We start from the raw sequence: 15,354 nt of genomic DNA, 5'->3' as shown, positions 1-15,354 counted from the left end.
CATGGGGAGACTCCTCGACCCCCGCTCGATCCGCGAGTACGCCGGGCGGATCGGCCTGCGCCCCACCAAGGCGCTCGGCCAGAACTTCGTCGTGGACGCCAACACGGTGCGCCGCATCGTAGCTCTCGGCGGCGTGACGGGCGGGGACACCGTTCTCGAGATAGGGCCCGGCCTGGGCTCGCTCACCCTCGGCCTGCTCGGGACGGGCGCCTCGGTGACCGCCGTCGAGATCGACCCGCGCCTCGCCGGGCTGCTGCCGGCGACCGTCGCCGCGCACCAGCCCGGGGCCGCCGACCGCCTGCGGATCGTCTGCTCGGACGCCCTCGACCTGGCGGCGGTCCCCGGGCCCGCGCCCACCAGACTCGTCGCGAACCTCCCCTACGGCGTCTCGGTCCCGGTGCTGCTGCACATGCTCGAGCTGTCGCGGTCCTGGCGGGCCGGCCTGGTCATGGTCCAGCTGGAGGTGGCCGACCGTCTCGTCGCGGCCCCAGGGTCGAGGGCCTACGGCGTCCCCAGCGCCAAGCTCGCCTGGTACGGCACCGCGCGCCGCGTCGGCACCGTGCCGCCCGGGGTCTTCTGGCCCGTGCCGAAGGTCGACTCCGGCCTGGTCGGGATCACCCGCCACGGGCCGCCGGCCACCAGCGCCACCCGCGGGCAGGTGTTCGCCGTGGTGGACGCCGCATTCTCCCAGCGCCGCAAGATGCTGCGCACCGCCCTGTCCGGTCTCGCCGGGGGCCCGGCCGCAGCCTCGGCGGCCGTCGAGGCGGCGGGTCTCGATCCGACCACGCGCGGTGAGAGGCTCGGCATCGGGGACTTCGCGGCCGTGGCCGAACGGCTGGTCGCGGCCGGCGCCGGCGCGCTACGAGCGGGGAGCCGGTCATGAGCGGCGAATTCCTCGAAGGGCCCGCCGCCGGGCCGCCCCCCGGCTCCTGCGCCGATCCGGTCCGGGAGGTCCCCGCCGGGGCGCCGGGCGGCCGGTGGGTGCGGGTCAGCGCCCCGGCCAAGATCAATCTGGTACTGCGGGTCGCGACCAGGGGCGGCGACGGCTTCCACCGGCTCTCGACTGTCTTCCACGCGGTCTCCCTGCGCGACCGGCTGAGCCTCACCGATCAGCCCGGACGCATCAGCGTCACCACCCGCGGCGGGTACGCCCGCCATGTGGCCGATGACGAGACGAACCTCGCCGTGCGCGCCGTGGCGGCCGTCCGCGACCGTTTCGGCAGCCCCGGAATGGGTGCCCGCATCGCGATCGACAAGTCCATTCCCGTGGCCGGCGGCATGGCCGGCGGCTCCGCCGACTGCGCGGCGGCCCTGGTCGGCGCCGCCCGCCTGTGGGACCTGGACGTGGGCGACGGGGAGCTCTTCGAGCTGGCCGCCGCGCTGGGCTCGGATGTCTCCTTCTCACTGCTCGGCGGCACGGCCCTGGGCACCGGGCGGGGCGAGCGGCTCGAGCCCCTCGTGTGCGGCGGGCCACTGCACTGGGTCCTGGCCGCCGCTCGGCGCGGCCTGCCGACGCCCACCGTCTACGGCCGCTTCGACGAGCGCGTCGCCGCCGGCACGAGTGTTCCGATGAGCGCCGAACGCGTCCACCCCGCCGATCTCATCGACGCGCTGGCGAGGGGGGACGCGGCGGCGGCGGCGGCCCTGCTGGTCAACGACCTGCAGCAGGCGGCACTGGACCTGTACCCGGAGCTGGCCGGGACCCTGGCCGCCGGCCGGGGGGCCGGCGCCCTGGCCGGGATCGTCTCGGGATCGGGCCCCACCTGCGCCTTCCTGTGCGCCGACGGGTCCTCCGCCGCAGACGTCGCCGCGGTCCTGCGCGGGTCGCCCGAGGTGACCGCCGTGCTCACCGCTACCGGCGCGGCGCCCGGGGCGCTGGGGCCGGCGGAGGACACGGACTTCAGATGACCTCCGGGCGCCTCGAGGCTCGTGCCGTGGAGGCGCATGAGCGGCCGGCGGGAGGAGCCGGACCGGTACCGGGCGTCGAACCGGATCCTCATGGCGTCGTGCAGGGCCGGGGCGCCCCGGAACTCGGCCCGGACGCATCCTCGTGGCCCGCCGGCCGGCCGCCCCGCACGGTCTTCTCGGTGCGCCCGGCCGTGTCTGCGATGATGCCGGTCCCAGCCCCCTCGGAGGCGCGATGAAGATCCTCTCCGGGCATGTCGGTACTTTCTTCGATCGTGCCGTCCCATCCGTGAACTCTGTTATGAGTGCGCTTGGTAAACTTCTCATCGAGGCGCTGGAGTCGATTGATTCAGCATGAGGAGCGACGCGGGATCGGCGATGGCGCCGAATGGCATGAGACAAGAAGCCGTCGTTTCGAGGTCATCGAAAGGAGTACATGATGTTCGGCTCTGGGAGGGGTGCAGCGCTGCGTAATTACCCAGGGATTGTGGCAACCGTATGGTGGATCCTCTTCGGGTCGATAAGTATGTATTGGTCGCTCGGCGGGCGCTGGCTGCTGAATACGGCGGTCAGGGGTGAGGGGCTCGCGCTTGCCGCTGAGCGGCCGCTGTGGATAGTACTTCTTGTGTTCTGCACGGGTGTTGTCAAGTTGTGTTTCGCTTTGTTCGGGTATTTGATGAATCGACCCGGTCTGCTCCCCGTCCCCCATTGGCTGTACGTATCATTTGGTCTTACGTCTGGCATCATAATGGTTGTATATGGATTGTATTCCAGCGTCCCCGGCATTCCCTTGATCCTGAAGGGCGACATGAACACTTATCGGTGGATGAGGATGTTGGTTTGGATGCCTCAGTTCTGGGTGGGCGGGGGTCTGATCATCCTTGCGACCCTGATTTACATGCATCGCTTTTCCGGGGGGCGGAGCAGTGCAAGATGATGGAACTTGTCCGTGGGACGGTGTGGATGAACTTGGATTATGCTGGAGCCGGCACAAAACGAAATCATCCATTGGTCCGAGGATTGGGGGTGCGGCTTGTCTTGTGAGGGCAGGTGGGTATGGGCCCGAGGATTGCTGTGACGGTGCCGGGGGATGTGCCGACAGGGCGTCTGCGGCGGATTCGAGGGCCTGCCGGGCTTGAGGGGTGCTGCGGTCCCTGCCCGTCGGGCGTCTCGATGACGATCGCGTCGATCGGGGGCCGCCGGACGGAGCGCGTCCAGCGGCCTGTTGGACCATCCGGCGAGTTCCCCGGTGGCCTTCCGCCGTGCTCGTGATCGGGGTGCCCGGTCGGTTCCGCGTTCCACGCGGTCTCGGGCGTGTTCTTCGTGAGCCGGCCGGGCTCATGCCCCTGCTCCTCGCGCTCGCGCGAGCAGTCGCCCGGCAAGATCCCCGATCGGTGATCTGCCCAGTCGCAGGATCGATCATCCTGCCGTCCGGCGGTTCGATCGTGTTGACCACGGTCCCCTTTCCCGGGGTCGGGCCGGACCCCCGCACGCCATCGTTCAGCCGATCCCCGCCGAGGCGGTTCAGCAAGACCGTTTGCTGCCCCCGTCGGCGTGCTGGAAGAATCGGGTGCGTGGACCGGGAGATGCGGGCGGACCAAGGCGCGGTGAGCGCCGGTGGGGGCGATGAGGTCGACGAGCTGGTCGCGGACTGGCGGCGCGAGCGCCCCGAACTGGACGTCTCCAGCCTCGAGATATGGTCGCGCATCTCCCGCCTTGCCGCAGCCCTGGTCAAGGAGCGCGCCGAGGCCTACGCCGGGCACGGCCTGACCGTCTGGGAGTTCGATGTCCTGTCGGCGCTGCGCAAACTCGGCGCCCCCTACCGGGCCGGCGTCGGTCATCTCATCCGCGACAACCGCGTCACGAGCGGCACCATGACGAACCGCCTCGACCATTTGGCCGGACGCGGCATGATCACCCGTCACGCCGACCCGCACGACCTGCGCAGCAGGATGGTCGAGCTCACCCCGCTCGGTCTCGAGCACGTGGACGCGGCCATCGAGAGCCTTGTCGTGGTCGAGTCGCGCATGCTCGCCGGACTCGACCTCGACCGTGAGGGGCTCGTCGGGCAACTGCGCCTTCTCCTGACCGCTCAGGAGAAGATCCGCTAGCCCGCCGTGACCACCGGTTCAGGCGCGTGCTCGCCGGCTGCGCGTGGTCGCCCGGACGACCACGACGATGACGACGACCAGCGCCGTGAGCGGTATGGACAGCAGGAGCGCCAGGCCCGGCAGCTCGCCCGGGGGCGGGGTCCGCATGCGTGATGACCTGCTGGTAGGACTCGTCGGAGGAGGCTCGGGCGAAGGCGAAGTCGTCGGTGATCGACCCGGGGCTCAGGCTGCCCCGTAGGCCGTCGGCCAGACCTGGTCCGAGCCGTCGGGGCCCGTGTCCATCCCGGCGTGCGAGGCCGGCATCCGGCCCGAGAACAGCAGGTCGAGCGGCTCGTCGGCGCCGCTGCCGGCCCGGGAGCCCGGGACGGGGATCCTGGGGGTTCAGTCCTTGACGTACTCGATGCGGGGCCGCGAGTCCTCCCCCAGCGATGCGATGGTGCTGGTGGAGCCCAGCTCGATGGTGGTGCCGGCCGGCGCGGGCATGATCCAGGCGACGTCGGAGGCGCTCGAGCCCATGCCAATGAGCATCGTGATCGTCTCGTGCGAGCCGTCCCGGCTCACGACGCTCGTCTCGCCGGTGACGGCGCTGCCCGAGTCGTCGACGACGGCCCCGCACGCGCAGGCCGCGGCCGGGCGCGGCGCGAACCAGAGCACGCCCGAGACGGCCAGTACGATGAGAAGGCGCAGGAGCGCGGATGCCGGACCGTGCCGGCGGGGCGTGGATGGGGGGCGCCGTTGCAGGCATGCCGACACGCCACAGAACGACACGCTGCAGAGCCACAGAACGACACGCTGCAGAATGGAGCGTCCGCCCGCCCGGCCCTCCTGGCGGGTCCCGGGCCGGGCCTCAGCCCCCGGCCCGGGTGCGGCTGATGAGCTTGGGGACGTGCTCCATGCTCGCCAGGCCGTTCCAGGCCAGGTTCACCAGCTCGGCGGCGACGCGCTCCTTGTCGGGCTCGCGGCGGTCCACCCAGGCCAGCCCGGCCGATCCGACCATGCCGACCAGGCCGTGCGCGTAGACGCCGGCCAGTGCCGGGTCGTAGCCGCGGCGGATGAGCGGCGGGCGCAGCAGGTCCTCGACCTTGTCGGCGATGTGGTCCAGGATCAGGGCGAACGAGCCGCTCGTGGAGCCGATGGGGGAGTCGCGGGAGATGATGCGGAAGCCCTCGGGACGCTCGTCGATGTAGCTGAGCAGTGCGAGCGTGCCGCGTTCGATGACCCCGCGGTAGCTCGTCGACGGCTTGGCTATGGCCGCCATGACCGCGTCGTCCAGGGTGCGCAGCTCGCGGTCGGCGACGATCGCGTAGAGCCCGTCCTTCGAGCCGAAATGCTCGTAGACGACGGGTTTGCTCACCTCGGCGTGCGAGGCGATCTCCTCGACGCTGGTGCCGTCGAAGCCGCGTTCGGCGAAGAGCGAGCGCGCCACGCACAGCAGCTGCTCGTGGCGCTCGCTGCTGCTCATCCTGGTGCGCCTGCGGTTCCCGGCCCGACCCATGAGGACGAGTTTACGGGTTGCCCGGCCCGGCCGGGCAGGCCTGATCCGCCGTGCCGGTTCCGGGTCACCTCGTGGTCAGCCAGGGCGCCGGGCGCAGATCCTCCAGCACGCGGTCGGCGACGCCGAGGGCGACCGAGAAGATCGCCATGCGGATGAGCAGGCCGTTGTCGGTCTGACGGAAGATCGCCAGGCCGGGCCACTCGTCGACGTCGGGGGACAGGTCGAAGGAGTCGTGGCGCGAGTCGCGCGGCAGCGGGTGCATGATGACCGACTCGGGCCCGGCGGCCTCATCGAGGATGGCGCGGTTGAGCAGGTCGCCCTCCAGATGCACCTCCTGCTCGTCCTCCTCCGACAGGCGCTCCTTCTGCACGCGAGTGCAGTAGATGACGTCGGCCGGGGCGATGGCCTCCTGCACCGAGTCGCACTCGACGATCGAGTTGCCACTGGCGCGGACCAGATCGAAGAACTCGACGGGCAGGGCGAGGGCCGGCGGGCCGAAGACCCGGAAGTCCACCTCGTCGAACAGGCCGAGGATCGCCAGCAGCGAGTGCACGGTACGGCCGTAGCGCAGATCGCCGAGGACGGCGATCGTCGCGCCGTCGATCGACTTGCCGCGGGCGGCCAGCTCGGCGCGCATGGTGAAGACGTCGAGCAGGGACTGGCTGGGATGCTCGCCCGAGCCGTCGCCGGCGTTGATGACGGGCACGACGGAGGCCTCGGCGAACCGGGCCACCGAGCCGGTGTCGGGGTGGCGCACGACCAGGGCGTCCGAGTAACCGGAGACGACGCGGGCGGTGTCGTGGATCGACTCGCCCTTGGCCATCGAGCTGAACGTGAAGCCCGTGGTCGAGACGACCGAGCCCCCGAGGCGGTGGAAGGCCGACTCGAAGGACAGCCGCGTCCGGGTGCTGGGCTCGAAGAAGAGGCTGCCCAGGTTCGCGCCCGTCAGGACGCGGCACACCTGCTCGCCCCGGCCGACCGGGCGCAGCGACTCGGCGAGATCGAGGAGGCCGCCGAGGGACCCCCGGTCCAGCTGGCCGACACCCAGCAGGTGCTGCCCGGGGCCGAAGGGGGGAGGCGGGGGACCGGTGGGAGGAGTGTCCGTGCTCACGGAAGACCAGCCTAGAGGATGCCGGACGCCGGGCCGGTGCCGGCGGGACACTCGACCCCCCTCACCGGCTGGTCCTACACTTGGCAGCGGTCGCCGATGAGCGATCGTTCCCTGGTTGGTCTGCCGGCAGGGCCCGCCTGACTTTGAATCAGGATCAGCGACGCAGGTTCGACTCCTGCCCAGGGAGCGCGACGGCGCCCCGGTCGCGCCGCCCCGGCGGACGGGCGGTCGGGCGCTGAGCAATCCGCGCGGCCGGTCCGGCCGCTCAGTGAGGAATCGGGGCCCCAGGGGCCTTCAGCCTTCAGGAGGAATCATGGCCACTGATCCGCACACATCCCGGGGGAGCGGCGTCTCGGCAGTCATCGTGCTGGCCGCGGGCGGCGGCACGCGCATGAAGTCGCGCACCTCCAAGCTGCTGCACCGCGTGGCCGGCCGCCCCATGCTGAGCTACGCCGTCCAGGCCGCCGGGGCCCTCGAACCCGACAGCCTCGTCGTGGTCGTCGGCCACGAGCGCGAACAGGTGCAGGCCCACCTCGCCGAGGTCGCCCCCGACGTGTCCATCGCCGTCCAGGAGCACCAGAACGGCACCGGCGACGCCGTGCGCGCCGGCCTGTCGGTGCTGCCCGACGACCTGAGCGGCGCCGTCGTCGTCACCTACGGCGACGTGCCGATGCTCTCGGGGGCCACGCTGACCGAACTGGTCGCCGCCCACGTCGCCGACTCCAATGCCGTCACCATCCTCACCGCCCTCGTCGACGACCCGACCGGCTACGGGCGCGTCGTCCGCTCGGGCGGCGCCCTCGAGCGCATCGTCGAGCAGCGCGACGCCTCGCCCGACGAGGCGGCCATCCGCGAGATCAACTCCGGCATCTACGTCTTCGACGCCGCCACCCTGCGCGAGGGACTGGCCGGCCTGACCGCCGACAACGCCCAGGGCGAGCTCTACCTGACCGACGTCATCGGCTTCGCGGTCGGCGCGGGGCGGCGCGTCGGCGCCCACCGGACCGACGACGCCTGGCAGACCGAGGGCGTCAACGACCGCGTCCAGCTGGCCCGCATGAGCGCGGAGATGAACCGCCGCATCTGCGAGCACTGGATGCGCGAGGGCGTCACCATCGCCGACCCGGCCACCACCTGGATCGAGGACGACGTCACCCTCGAACCCGATGTCACCCTCCTGCCCGGTACTCAGCTGCTCGGCGCCACGAGCATCGCCACCGGGGCCGTCGTCGGCCCCGACACGACGCTGCGCGACGTGGAGGTGGGGGAGGACGCCCGCGTCATCCGCACCCATGGCGAGCTGGCCGTTATCGGCCCGAACACCGATGTCGGCCCGTGGGCCCGCCTGCGCCCGGGCACCGAGCTGGGCACCGGCGGCAAGATCGGCACCTTCGTCGAGACGAAGAACGCCCGTATCGGCGCCGGCTCCAAGGTGCCCCACCTGACCTACTGCGGCGACGCGATCCTCGGCGAGGGCGTCAATGTCGGCGCCGGCACGATCTTCGCCAACTACGACGGCTCCCACAAGTCCACGACGCACTTGGGCGACGACGTCTTCATCGGCTCCAACTCGGTGCTCGTGGCGCCGGTCGACGTCGCCGACGGCGCCTTCGTCGCGGCCGGTTCCGCGATCACCCGGGACGTCCCGGCCGGCGCCCTGGGCGTGGCCCGCTCGCACCTGCACGTCTCGAACGGCTGGGTCGCCAGGACCCGCCCGGGCACCAAGGCGGACCAGTCCGCGGCCGCCCACGAGGGGGGGATCCACCCCGCCGTCCAGGCCAGCCGTGATGTACTTGAGGCGGACGCCGCCAAGAGCGCCGAGAGCGGGCACTGAGCCTCGGGGCCCTTCAGCATCCACGAGCGGCGGCACCGCCTGAACGGAGGGGGACCAGCGGGATGACCGGGGTCAAACGCACCGACGAGAAGCACCTGATGCTCTTCTCGGGCAGGGCATATCCGGAGCTCGCCCGGCGGGTCGCCGACCTCATGGAGGTCGAACTGGCCCCCCAGCGCCTGATCACCTACGCCAATTCCGAGATCTACGTGCGCTTCAACGAATCGGTACGGGGCTGCGACGCCTTCGTCATCCAGTCGTACCCGGCGCCCGTCAACGAGATGATCATGGAGCAGCTCATCATGGTGGACGCCCTGCGCCGCGCCTCGGCGAGGCGCATCACCGTCGTCGCCCCCTGCTTCCCCTACGCCCGCCAGGACAAGAAGCACCTGGGTCGCGAGCCCATCTCGGCCCGTCTCATGGCCGACCTGTTCGCCGCCGCCGGCGCCGACCGCATCATGTCGGTCGACTTGCACGCCGCCCAGATCCAGGGCTTCTTCAACGGTCCGCTCGACCACCTCACCGGCCTGCCGGTCCTGGCCGACTACGTCGAGAAGAAGTACTCCGGGCAGGACATGATCGTCGTCAGCCCCGACGCCGGGCGTGTGCGCCTGGCCGACCAGTGGAGCGACCGCCTGCACATCCCGCTGGCCATCATCCACAAACGGCACGACCCGACCAGGGCCAACCAGGTGAAAGTGCACGAGGTCGTCGGCGAGGTGGCCGGGCGCACCTGCCTGCTCGTGGACGACATGATCGACACGGCCGGCACCATCTGCCAGGCCGCGCGGGCCCTGCTCGAGCACGGCGCCGCCCGGGTGATCGCCGCCGCCACGCACCCGATCCTGTCGGGCCCGGCCCAGGAGCGCCTCAATGCGACACCGTTCGAGGAGATCGTCGTCACGAACACGCTGCCGCTGGCCGAGGGCATCGACATTCCGAGGATGACCCAGCTGTCGATCGCCCCGCTGCTGGCCCGGGCCATTACCGAGGTCTTCACCGACGGCTCGGTCGCGAGCCTGTTCACCAACGGGAACGCCTGAGAGCACCCGCTATACTTAGCGGGTCGCTTGGCGAGGGCCGGATGAGGCCGTGATCGACTGGCGCCCGGTTCCTGCTCCGCGCGCGAGGACTCCCCGCCTCGCCGATCCAGGCTTCGCGCGGGCACGTCCCGGGCGCACACCAGGCGCTTCCGCGCCGCGATGAAGGAGAACGAGATGGCTGAGATCATCCTCAACGCCGAAGAGCGCGACGAGTTCGGCAAGGGCGCCGCCCGCCGCATCCGCCGGGCCGACAAGGTGCCCGCGGTCCTGTACGGCCACGGCGCCGATCCCGTCCACCTGACCCTGCCGGGCCACGAGGCCCTACTGGCCCTGCGCCAGGAGAACGCCCTGCTCACCGTGCGCGTCGCCGGCGCCGAGGACCGCCTGGCCCTGCCCAAGGAGATCCAGCGCGATCCCATCAAGGGCTTCCTGCGGCACGTCGACCTGCTGCTCGTGGAGCGCGGCGAGAAGGTCACCGTCGAGGTCCCGATCGAATTCGCCGGCGCCCCGGCCCCCGGTGGCGTCATCAACGAGGAGCGCACGCATCTGACCCTGCAGGCCGAGGCCACCAACATTCCGGCCCGCATCGAGGTCTCCGTCGAGGGCCTGCAGATCGGCGCCCAGGTCGCCGCGGGCGAGATCCCCCTGCCCCCCGGCTCGGAGCTCGAGGACCCGGCCGACGCCCTCGTCCTGTCGGTCTCCGCCCCGGCCGCTGAGGAGCCGCCCGAGCCCGCGGTCGAGGAGGGCGCCGAGGACGGGGCCGCCGAGGACGGCGCGGAGTGAGCCTGTTCGCCGTGGCTGACAGGGGCGGGCCCGCTGCATGCGGGCCCGCCCCTTCGCCTTCCCCGGCCGCCGCACGGACCGAGGGGTTTTGATGACCTGGCTCGTGGCGGGCCTGGGCAATCCCGGCCCGCAGTACGCCTGGACGAGGCACAACGTCGGTTTCATGGCCGCCGACGAGCTGGCCCGCCGGGCGGGCGGGAGATTCAGTGCGCCGCGCGGCATGCATGCCGACGTCGTCACCACGCGCATCGGCAGCGCCGGGATCGGCGCCCCCGGCGGGCAGGGGCTGCTGGTCGTCAAGCCGCGGACCTTCATGAACGACTCCGGCCGGGCCATCGGCCCCCTGGCCGACTACCGCCGCATCGGCGCCGACCGCGTCATCGTCGTCCACGACGAACTCGACCTCGACCCGGGGCGCATGCGTCTCAAGAGGGGCGGCGGCGACAACGGGCACAACGGCCTCAAGTCGGTCCGCGCCCATCTCGGCACCGGCGAGTTCACCCGCGTCCGCATCGGCATCGGCCGCCCGCCGGGCCATCAGGGGGGCGCCGACTACGTGCTCGGACGCTTCCCGAAGAGCGAGCGCGACGCCCTGGCGGTGATCGTCGCCGAGGCCGCCGACGCCGTCGAGGCGATCATCATCTCCGGTCTGAGCGCCGCGCAGAACCGGTACAACAGTTGAGGACGTCGATGCCATCCATCAATGAGACGGCTGCCCCCGTCCGGTCCGGGCTACCGCGTGACGAGGGCCTGCGCCGCGGTCTGAGGAATCGTCACATCCAGCTCATCGCCCTGGGCGGGGCGATCGGCACGGGGCTGTTCTACGGTTCGGGCGAGTCGATCGGCCGGGCCGGGCCGGCCGTCATGCTGTGCTATCTCATGGGGGGCGTCATCATCTTCCTGGTGATGCGGGCCCTCGGTGAGATGAGCGTGCACACGCCCACCTCGGGGGCATTCAGCTACTACGCCTATCAGTACTGGAGCGAGCGGGCCGGCTTCGTGTCCGGCTGGAACTACTGGTTCAACTACATCGGCGTCCAGATGGCCGAGCTGACCGTCGTGGGCAGGTACGTGCAGTTCTGGTTCCCCGGCGTGCCCGCCTGGGCCTCCGCGGCCGTCTTCGTCGTGATCATCACCGCCGTCAACATGGTGGAGGTCAGGGCCTACGGCGAGATCGAGTTCTGGCTGGCCATCGTCAAGGTCGCGGCCATCGTCGCCATGATCATCGGCGGCGCCCTCATCGTCTTCACCGGTATCGGCAACGGCGGCCACCCGGTCGGCGTCTCGAACATGTGGGTGCACGGCGGTTTCCTCCCGAACGGCGTTACCGGCATGCTGACGGGCCTGGTCGTGGTGATGTTCAGCTTCGGCGGCGTCGAGCTGATCGGCATCACCGCGGGCGAGGCCGACGAGCCGAGGAAGACGATCCCCAGGGCGATCAACCAGGTCGTCTACCGGATCCTCATCTTCTACGTCGGCACCGTCGCGGTCATCGTCGCGCTCTTCCCCTGGGACCGGCTCGGCACCGCCGGCAGCCCGCTCGTGACGATCTTCTCGGGCCTGGGCATCGCCGGCGCGGCCCACATCCTCAACGTCGTGGTGCTCACCGCGGCCGTGTCGGCCTACAACTCCGGCCTGTACTCCAACGGGCGCATGCTCCACAGCCTCTCCCGGCAGCGCAATGCGCCGGCCGTGCTGGGGCGGACGAACCGTTTCGGAGCGCCCTACGCGGGCGTCCTCGTCTCGTCGGGCGTCACCGTCGTCGCCGTGGTGCTCACCTACCTGTTCCCCGACACGGTCTTCCTCTACGTCATGGCGGTCACGACGATCGCCGCCATCATCAACTGGACGATGATCATCATCACCGGCATGAAGTTCCGCACCCGCATGAAGGCCTCGGGCGAGGCCTCTGCCGGATTCCGGATGCCCGGCAGCCCGGTCACCAGCTGGCTGGTGCTCGCCTTCATGGCGATGCTCGTCGTGCTCATGGCCTTCATCCCCAGCTACCGGATCGCGCTCGTCGTCGGGCCGATCTGGCTGATCGTCCTGTTCGTCGTCTACCAGATCAAGGTGAGGGTGCAGTCCTGTGAATGAGCCATCGATGACCACCGAGGGCGGCAGGGGCCTGCGCCGCGGTCTGAAGAATCGTCACATCCAGCTCATCGCCCTGGGCGGGGCGATCGGCACGGGGCTGTTCTACGGTTCGGGCGAGTCGATCGGCCGGGCCGGGCCGGCCATCATCGCCTGCTACCTCGTGGGCGGGGCGATCATCTTCCTCATCATGCGGGCCCTCGGCGAGATGAGCGTGCACCGGCCCCGGCCCGGATCGTTCAGCGACTACGCCTACCAGTACTGGAGCGAGCGGGCCGGCTTCGTCGCCGGCTGGAACTACTGGTTCAACTACCTCGTCGTGTCGATGGCCGAGCTGTCGGTGGTGGGGGAGTACGTCCAGTTCTGGCTGCCGCAGGTGCCCACGTGGGTCACCTCGGCGGTCTTCCTGGTCGTCGTCACCGCGGTCAACCTCGTCACGGTGAAGGCCTACGGCGAGGTCGAGTTCTGGCTGGCCATCATCAAGGTCGCGGCCATCGGCGGCATGATCGTCGGCGGCCTGCTGCTCATCTTCACCGGCATCGGCGGACGGCCGATCGGCGTCTCCAACCTGTGGGCCATCGGCGGCTTCGCGCCCAACGGCCTGCACGGTGTGCTGATGGGCCTGGTCGTGGTGATGTTCAGCTTCGGCGGCGTCGAGCTGATCGGCATCACCGCGGGCGAGGCCGACGACCCGGGCCGGACGATCCCCAGGGCCGTCAACGGCGTCGTCTACCGCATCCTCGTCTTCTACGTGGGCGCGATCACCGTCATGGTGGCCCTGTTCCCGTGGAACCAGCTGGGCACCAGCGGCAGCCCGCTCGTGACGATCTTCTCCAGGCTCGGTGTCGCGGGGGCCGCCCACATCCTCAACTTCGTGGTGCTCACCGCCGCGGTCTCGGCGTTCAACTCGTTCCTGTACTCGAACGGCCGCATGATGTACTCGCTGGCCCAGCAGGGCAACGCGCCCGAGTTCCTGGCGAGCACGAACCGCCACGGCTCCCCGTGGGCGGGCGTGCTCGTCTCAGCGGTCTGCACGGGCACGACGGTGCTGCTCAACTATCTGTTCCCCGGCGGCGTCTTCGTCTACATCATGGCCGTCGCCACGATCGCCGTGGTCGTCTCCTGGGTGCTCATCCTCATCACCCACACGAAGTTCCGCGCCAGCCTCGTCCACGCGGGCGGGAAGACCGTCTTCCGCATGCCCGGTCACCCGGCCACCACGTGGATCGCGCTCGCCTTCCTGGCCTTCATCGTCGTGCTGCTCGGTTTCAGCCCCAGCTACCGCGTCGCCGTCGTCGTCGGCCCGGCCTGGCTCGTGGTCCTGCTGGCGGCCTATGAGATCAAGCGCCGCGTGAGGGCCCGCCGGGCGCCCGGACCCGGGGATCGGCCCCAGTCGGCGAGCACCGCGGTCGACGCTTGACGCTGCGCGCGCACCACGGTGCCGTCGCCGCCTCGTCGTCACGCCCCGTGCGCGGCCCGGGTAGACTCGCCGGGTGAATCTGTGCGGTCTCATCGATTCTGTTGCTGCGGATCCCGGTGTTGCCGACGCCATCGAGCAGGCGCGCGCCGGCGTCGAGGCCCTCGACATCGCAGGCCCCTCCGCCGCCTGCCCCCTGCTGGTGGCGGGTCTCGCCGGGCGCACCCGTCGGCCGGTGCTCGTGGTCACCTCCACCTTCCGCGAGGCCGAGTCGGTCGTCGACCAGGTGTCGAGTCTGCTCGGTGACGACCGGGTGGCCTTCTACCCGGCCTGGGAGACCCTGCCCCACGAGCGCCTGAGCCCGCGCTCCGACACCGTGGGCCGGCGCCTGGCGGTGCTGCGCCGCCTGGCCGGCCGCGACGAACGGCCCGCCCCGGCCGTCGTCGTCGCCCCCGTCCGGTCGGTGCTCCAGCCCCAGGTGAAGGGGCTGGCCGAACTGGCCCCGGTGCACCTGCGCACGGGCGAGGACTACGAGCCGGCCCGGCTCGAGGCCGACCTCGTCGGCGCAGCCTACAACCGCGTCGACCTGGTGGAGCACCGCGGCGAGTTCGCCGTGCGCGGCGGTATCGTCGACGTCTTCGCGCCCACCTACGACCATCCGGTGCGCATCGACTTCTTCGGCGACACCGTCGACGAGATGCGTTACTTCACCGTCGCCGATCAACGCTCCACCGAGGAGGCCCTGGACGAGTTCACCGCCGCGCCCTGCCGCGAACTGCTGATCACCCCGGCCGTGCGGGCCCGCGCCGCCGCGCTGGTCGAGGACCACCCGGAGCTGTCCGAGCTGCTGGAGAGGATCGCCCAGGGCCAGGTCTGCGAGGGCATGGAGGCCCTCACGCCGGCGCTCGTCGACGAGCTGGAACTGCTCACCGACGTGATGGCCCCCGACACCCTCGTACTGGTCGTCGACCCCGAACTCGTCCGCGCCCGCGCCGACGACCTGGTGCGCACCAGCCAGGAGTTCCTGAACGCCTCCTGGGCCGCGGCCGCCTCCGGCGGCAGGACGCCCATCGACCTGGCGGCCTCCGCCTACCGCGAGCTGCCCGAGGTGCGCGCCCGCGCGCTGGCCCGCGGCCAGGCATGGTGGGGCCTCTCCCAGTTCGCTGCGGCCCCCGTCGTCGAGGGCGGCACGCGCATCGACCTGCCGGCCGGGCAGGCCGGGGAAGGGGCCGGCCTCAGTCTCGGCCTGGAACCCATGCCCGCCTGGCGCGGCGACACCGAGACCGCCCTCGCCGCCGTCGAGGGCGACCTGGCGCGCGGCTGGCGCGTCGTGTTCAGCGTCGAGGGCAGGGGCCTGGCCGCCCGCATGGCCGAACTGCTCGCCGACCACGACATCGGCGCCCACGTGGCCGACGAGCTGCCCCGCGGCCCGGAGCGCCGTGGGGGGGCGGTCGTCACCTCACGACGGCGGCCCGGCGTGCGCGCACCCCCCCCCGCGGCGGGCTTTGGTCGGGTCGACCTCCCGGTCCCGCTCCATCGTCGCCGTCCGGATCCCTCGGGCGAA

15 protein-coding genes, 1 tRNA gene and 1 pseudogene are annotated in these 15,354 nt (G+C 71.1%); 13 read left to right on the top strand and 4 right to left on the bottom strand.

All coding sequences use genetic code 11. The features are described from left to right. Position 1: 1 nt before the first annotated feature. From rsmA to R2N01_RS05305, 5 genes are all read left to right on the top strand, one after another. Positions 2-883 carry a 16S rRNA (adenine(1518)-N(6)/adenine(1519)-N(6))-dimethyltransferase RsmA gene (gene rsmA, locus R2N01_RS05320; RefSeq protein WP_316669200.1) on the top strand — a complete coding sequence of 294 codons (882 nt, stop codon included), beginning with the start codon at positions 2-4 and terminating at the stop codon, positions 881-883. Next, on the top strand, positions 880-1,908 hold the full coding sequence (locus R2N01_RS05315) for a 4-(cytidine 5'-diphospho)-2-C-methyl-D-erythritol kinase (RefSeq protein ID WP_316669198.1): 1,029 nt from the start codon (positions 880-882) through the stop codon (positions 1,906-1,908). The genes rsmA and R2N01_RS05315 overlap by 4 nt, the downstream gene beginning before the upstream one ends. Before the next feature lie 232 nt (positions 1,909-2,140). Beyond that, positions 2,141-2,263, top strand: a complete 123-nt coding sequence (locus R2N01_RS05310) for a hypothetical protein (RefSeq protein WP_316669196.1) — start codon at positions 2,141-2,143, stop codon at positions 2,261-2,263. A gap of 78 nt (positions 2,264-2,341) precedes the next feature. After that, positions 2,342-2,842, top strand: a complete 501-nt coding sequence (locus R2N01_RS11410) for a DUF3995 domain-containing protein (protein WP_399553240.1) — start codon at positions 2,342-2,344, stop codon at positions 2,840-2,842. 637 nt (positions 2,843-3,479) lie between these two features. Next, entirely contained in the window at positions 3,480-4,016 is a 537-nt protein-coding gene (locus R2N01_RS05305; RefSeq protein WP_316669194.1) for a MarR family winged helix-turn-helix transcriptional regulator, read from the top strand. 18 nt (positions 4,017-4,034) lie between these two features. Here the strand turns inward: R2N01_RS05305 and R2N01_RS05300 are convergent, their stop codons facing one another. The 4 genes from R2N01_RS05300 to pyrB form a co-directional block, all read right to left on the bottom strand. After that, entirely contained in the window at positions 4,035-4,163 is a 129-nt protein-coding gene (locus R2N01_RS05300) for a hypothetical protein (protein ID WP_316669192.1), read from the bottom strand. 234 nt (positions 4,164-4,397) lie between these two features. Further along, the gene (locus tag R2N01_RS05295; RefSeq protein WP_316669190.1) at positions 4,398-4,670 is read right to left on the bottom strand and encodes a DUF2330 domain-containing protein; all 273 of its coding nucleotides are present in this window, start codon (positions 4,668-4,670) and stop codon (positions 4,398-4,400) included. A gap of 193 nt (positions 4,671-4,863) precedes the next feature. Next, complete coding sequence (locus tag R2N01_RS05290; protein ID WP_316669188.1) at positions 4,864-5,478, bottom strand: TetR/AcrR family transcriptional regulator; 615 nt, start codon at positions 5,476-5,478, stop codon at positions 4,864-4,866. A gap of 97 nt (positions 5,479-5,575) precedes the next feature. Beyond that, entirely contained in the window at positions 5,576-6,622 is a 1,047-nt protein-coding gene (gene pyrB, locus R2N01_RS05285) for an aspartate carbamoyltransferase (RefSeq protein WP_316669185.1), read from the bottom strand. A 108-nt stretch (positions 6,623-6,730) separates the two neighbouring features. On the opposite strand from pyrB, the gene R2N01_RS05280 reads away from it, so the two are divergent. From R2N01_RS05280 to R2N01_RS05245, 8 genes and pseudogenes are all read left to right on the top strand, one after another. After that, a tRNA-Gln gene (locus R2N01_RS05280) sits at positions 6,731-6,809 on the top strand. A 126-nt stretch (positions 6,810-6,935) separates the two neighbouring features. Next, complete coding sequence (gene glmU, locus R2N01_RS05275) at positions 6,936-8,456, top strand: bifunctional UDP-N-acetylglucosamine diphosphorylase/glucosamine-1-phosphate N-acetyltransferase GlmU (RefSeq protein ID WP_316669183.1); 1,521 nt, start codon at positions 6,936-6,938, stop codon at positions 8,454-8,456. A 62-nt stretch (positions 8,457-8,518) separates the two neighbouring features. Beyond that, positions 8,519-9,499 carry a ribose-phosphate diphosphokinase gene (locus tag R2N01_RS05270; RefSeq protein ID WP_316669181.1) on the top strand — a complete coding sequence of 327 codons (981 nt, stop codon included), beginning with the start codon at positions 8,519-8,521 and terminating at the stop codon, positions 9,497-9,499. 174 nt (positions 9,500-9,673) lie between these two features. Further along, positions 9,674-10,282 (top strand): 50S ribosomal protein L25/general stress protein Ctc, encoded by a 609-nt coding sequence (locus R2N01_RS05265; protein WP_316669178.1) that lies wholly within the window; start codon positions 9,674-9,676, stop codon positions 10,280-10,282. A gap of 91 nt (positions 10,283-10,373) precedes the next feature. After that, entirely contained in the window at positions 10,374-10,964 is a 591-nt protein-coding gene (pth, locus tag R2N01_RS05260; RefSeq protein WP_316669176.1) for an aminoacyl-tRNA hydrolase, read from the top strand. A gap of 8 nt (positions 10,965-10,972) precedes the next feature. After that, on the top strand, positions 10,973-12,376 hold the full coding sequence (locus tag R2N01_RS05255; protein ID WP_316669174.1) for an amino acid permease: 1,404 nt from the start codon (positions 10,973-10,975) through the stop codon (positions 12,374-12,376). A 7-nt stretch (positions 12,377-12,383) separates the two neighbouring features. After that, complete coding sequence (locus tag R2N01_RS05250; protein ID WP_316669172.1) at positions 12,384-13,793, top strand: amino acid permease; 1,410 nt, start codon at positions 12,384-12,386, stop codon at positions 13,791-13,793. Between the two features lie 73 nt (positions 13,794-13,866). After that, positions 13,867-15,354 (top strand): annotated as a pseudogene (locus R2N01_RS05245) (transcription-repair coupling factor); the annotation flags it as partial.

It is taken from the genome of uncultured Propionibacterium sp. (assembly GCF_963539965.1).
Classification (GTDB): domain Bacteria; phylum Actinomycetota; class Actinomycetes; order Propionibacteriales; family Propionibacteriaceae; genus Propionibacterium.
The sequence above is the reverse complement of the archived record's forward strand: the minus strand, read 5'-3'. Positions and strand labels throughout refer to the sequence as shown.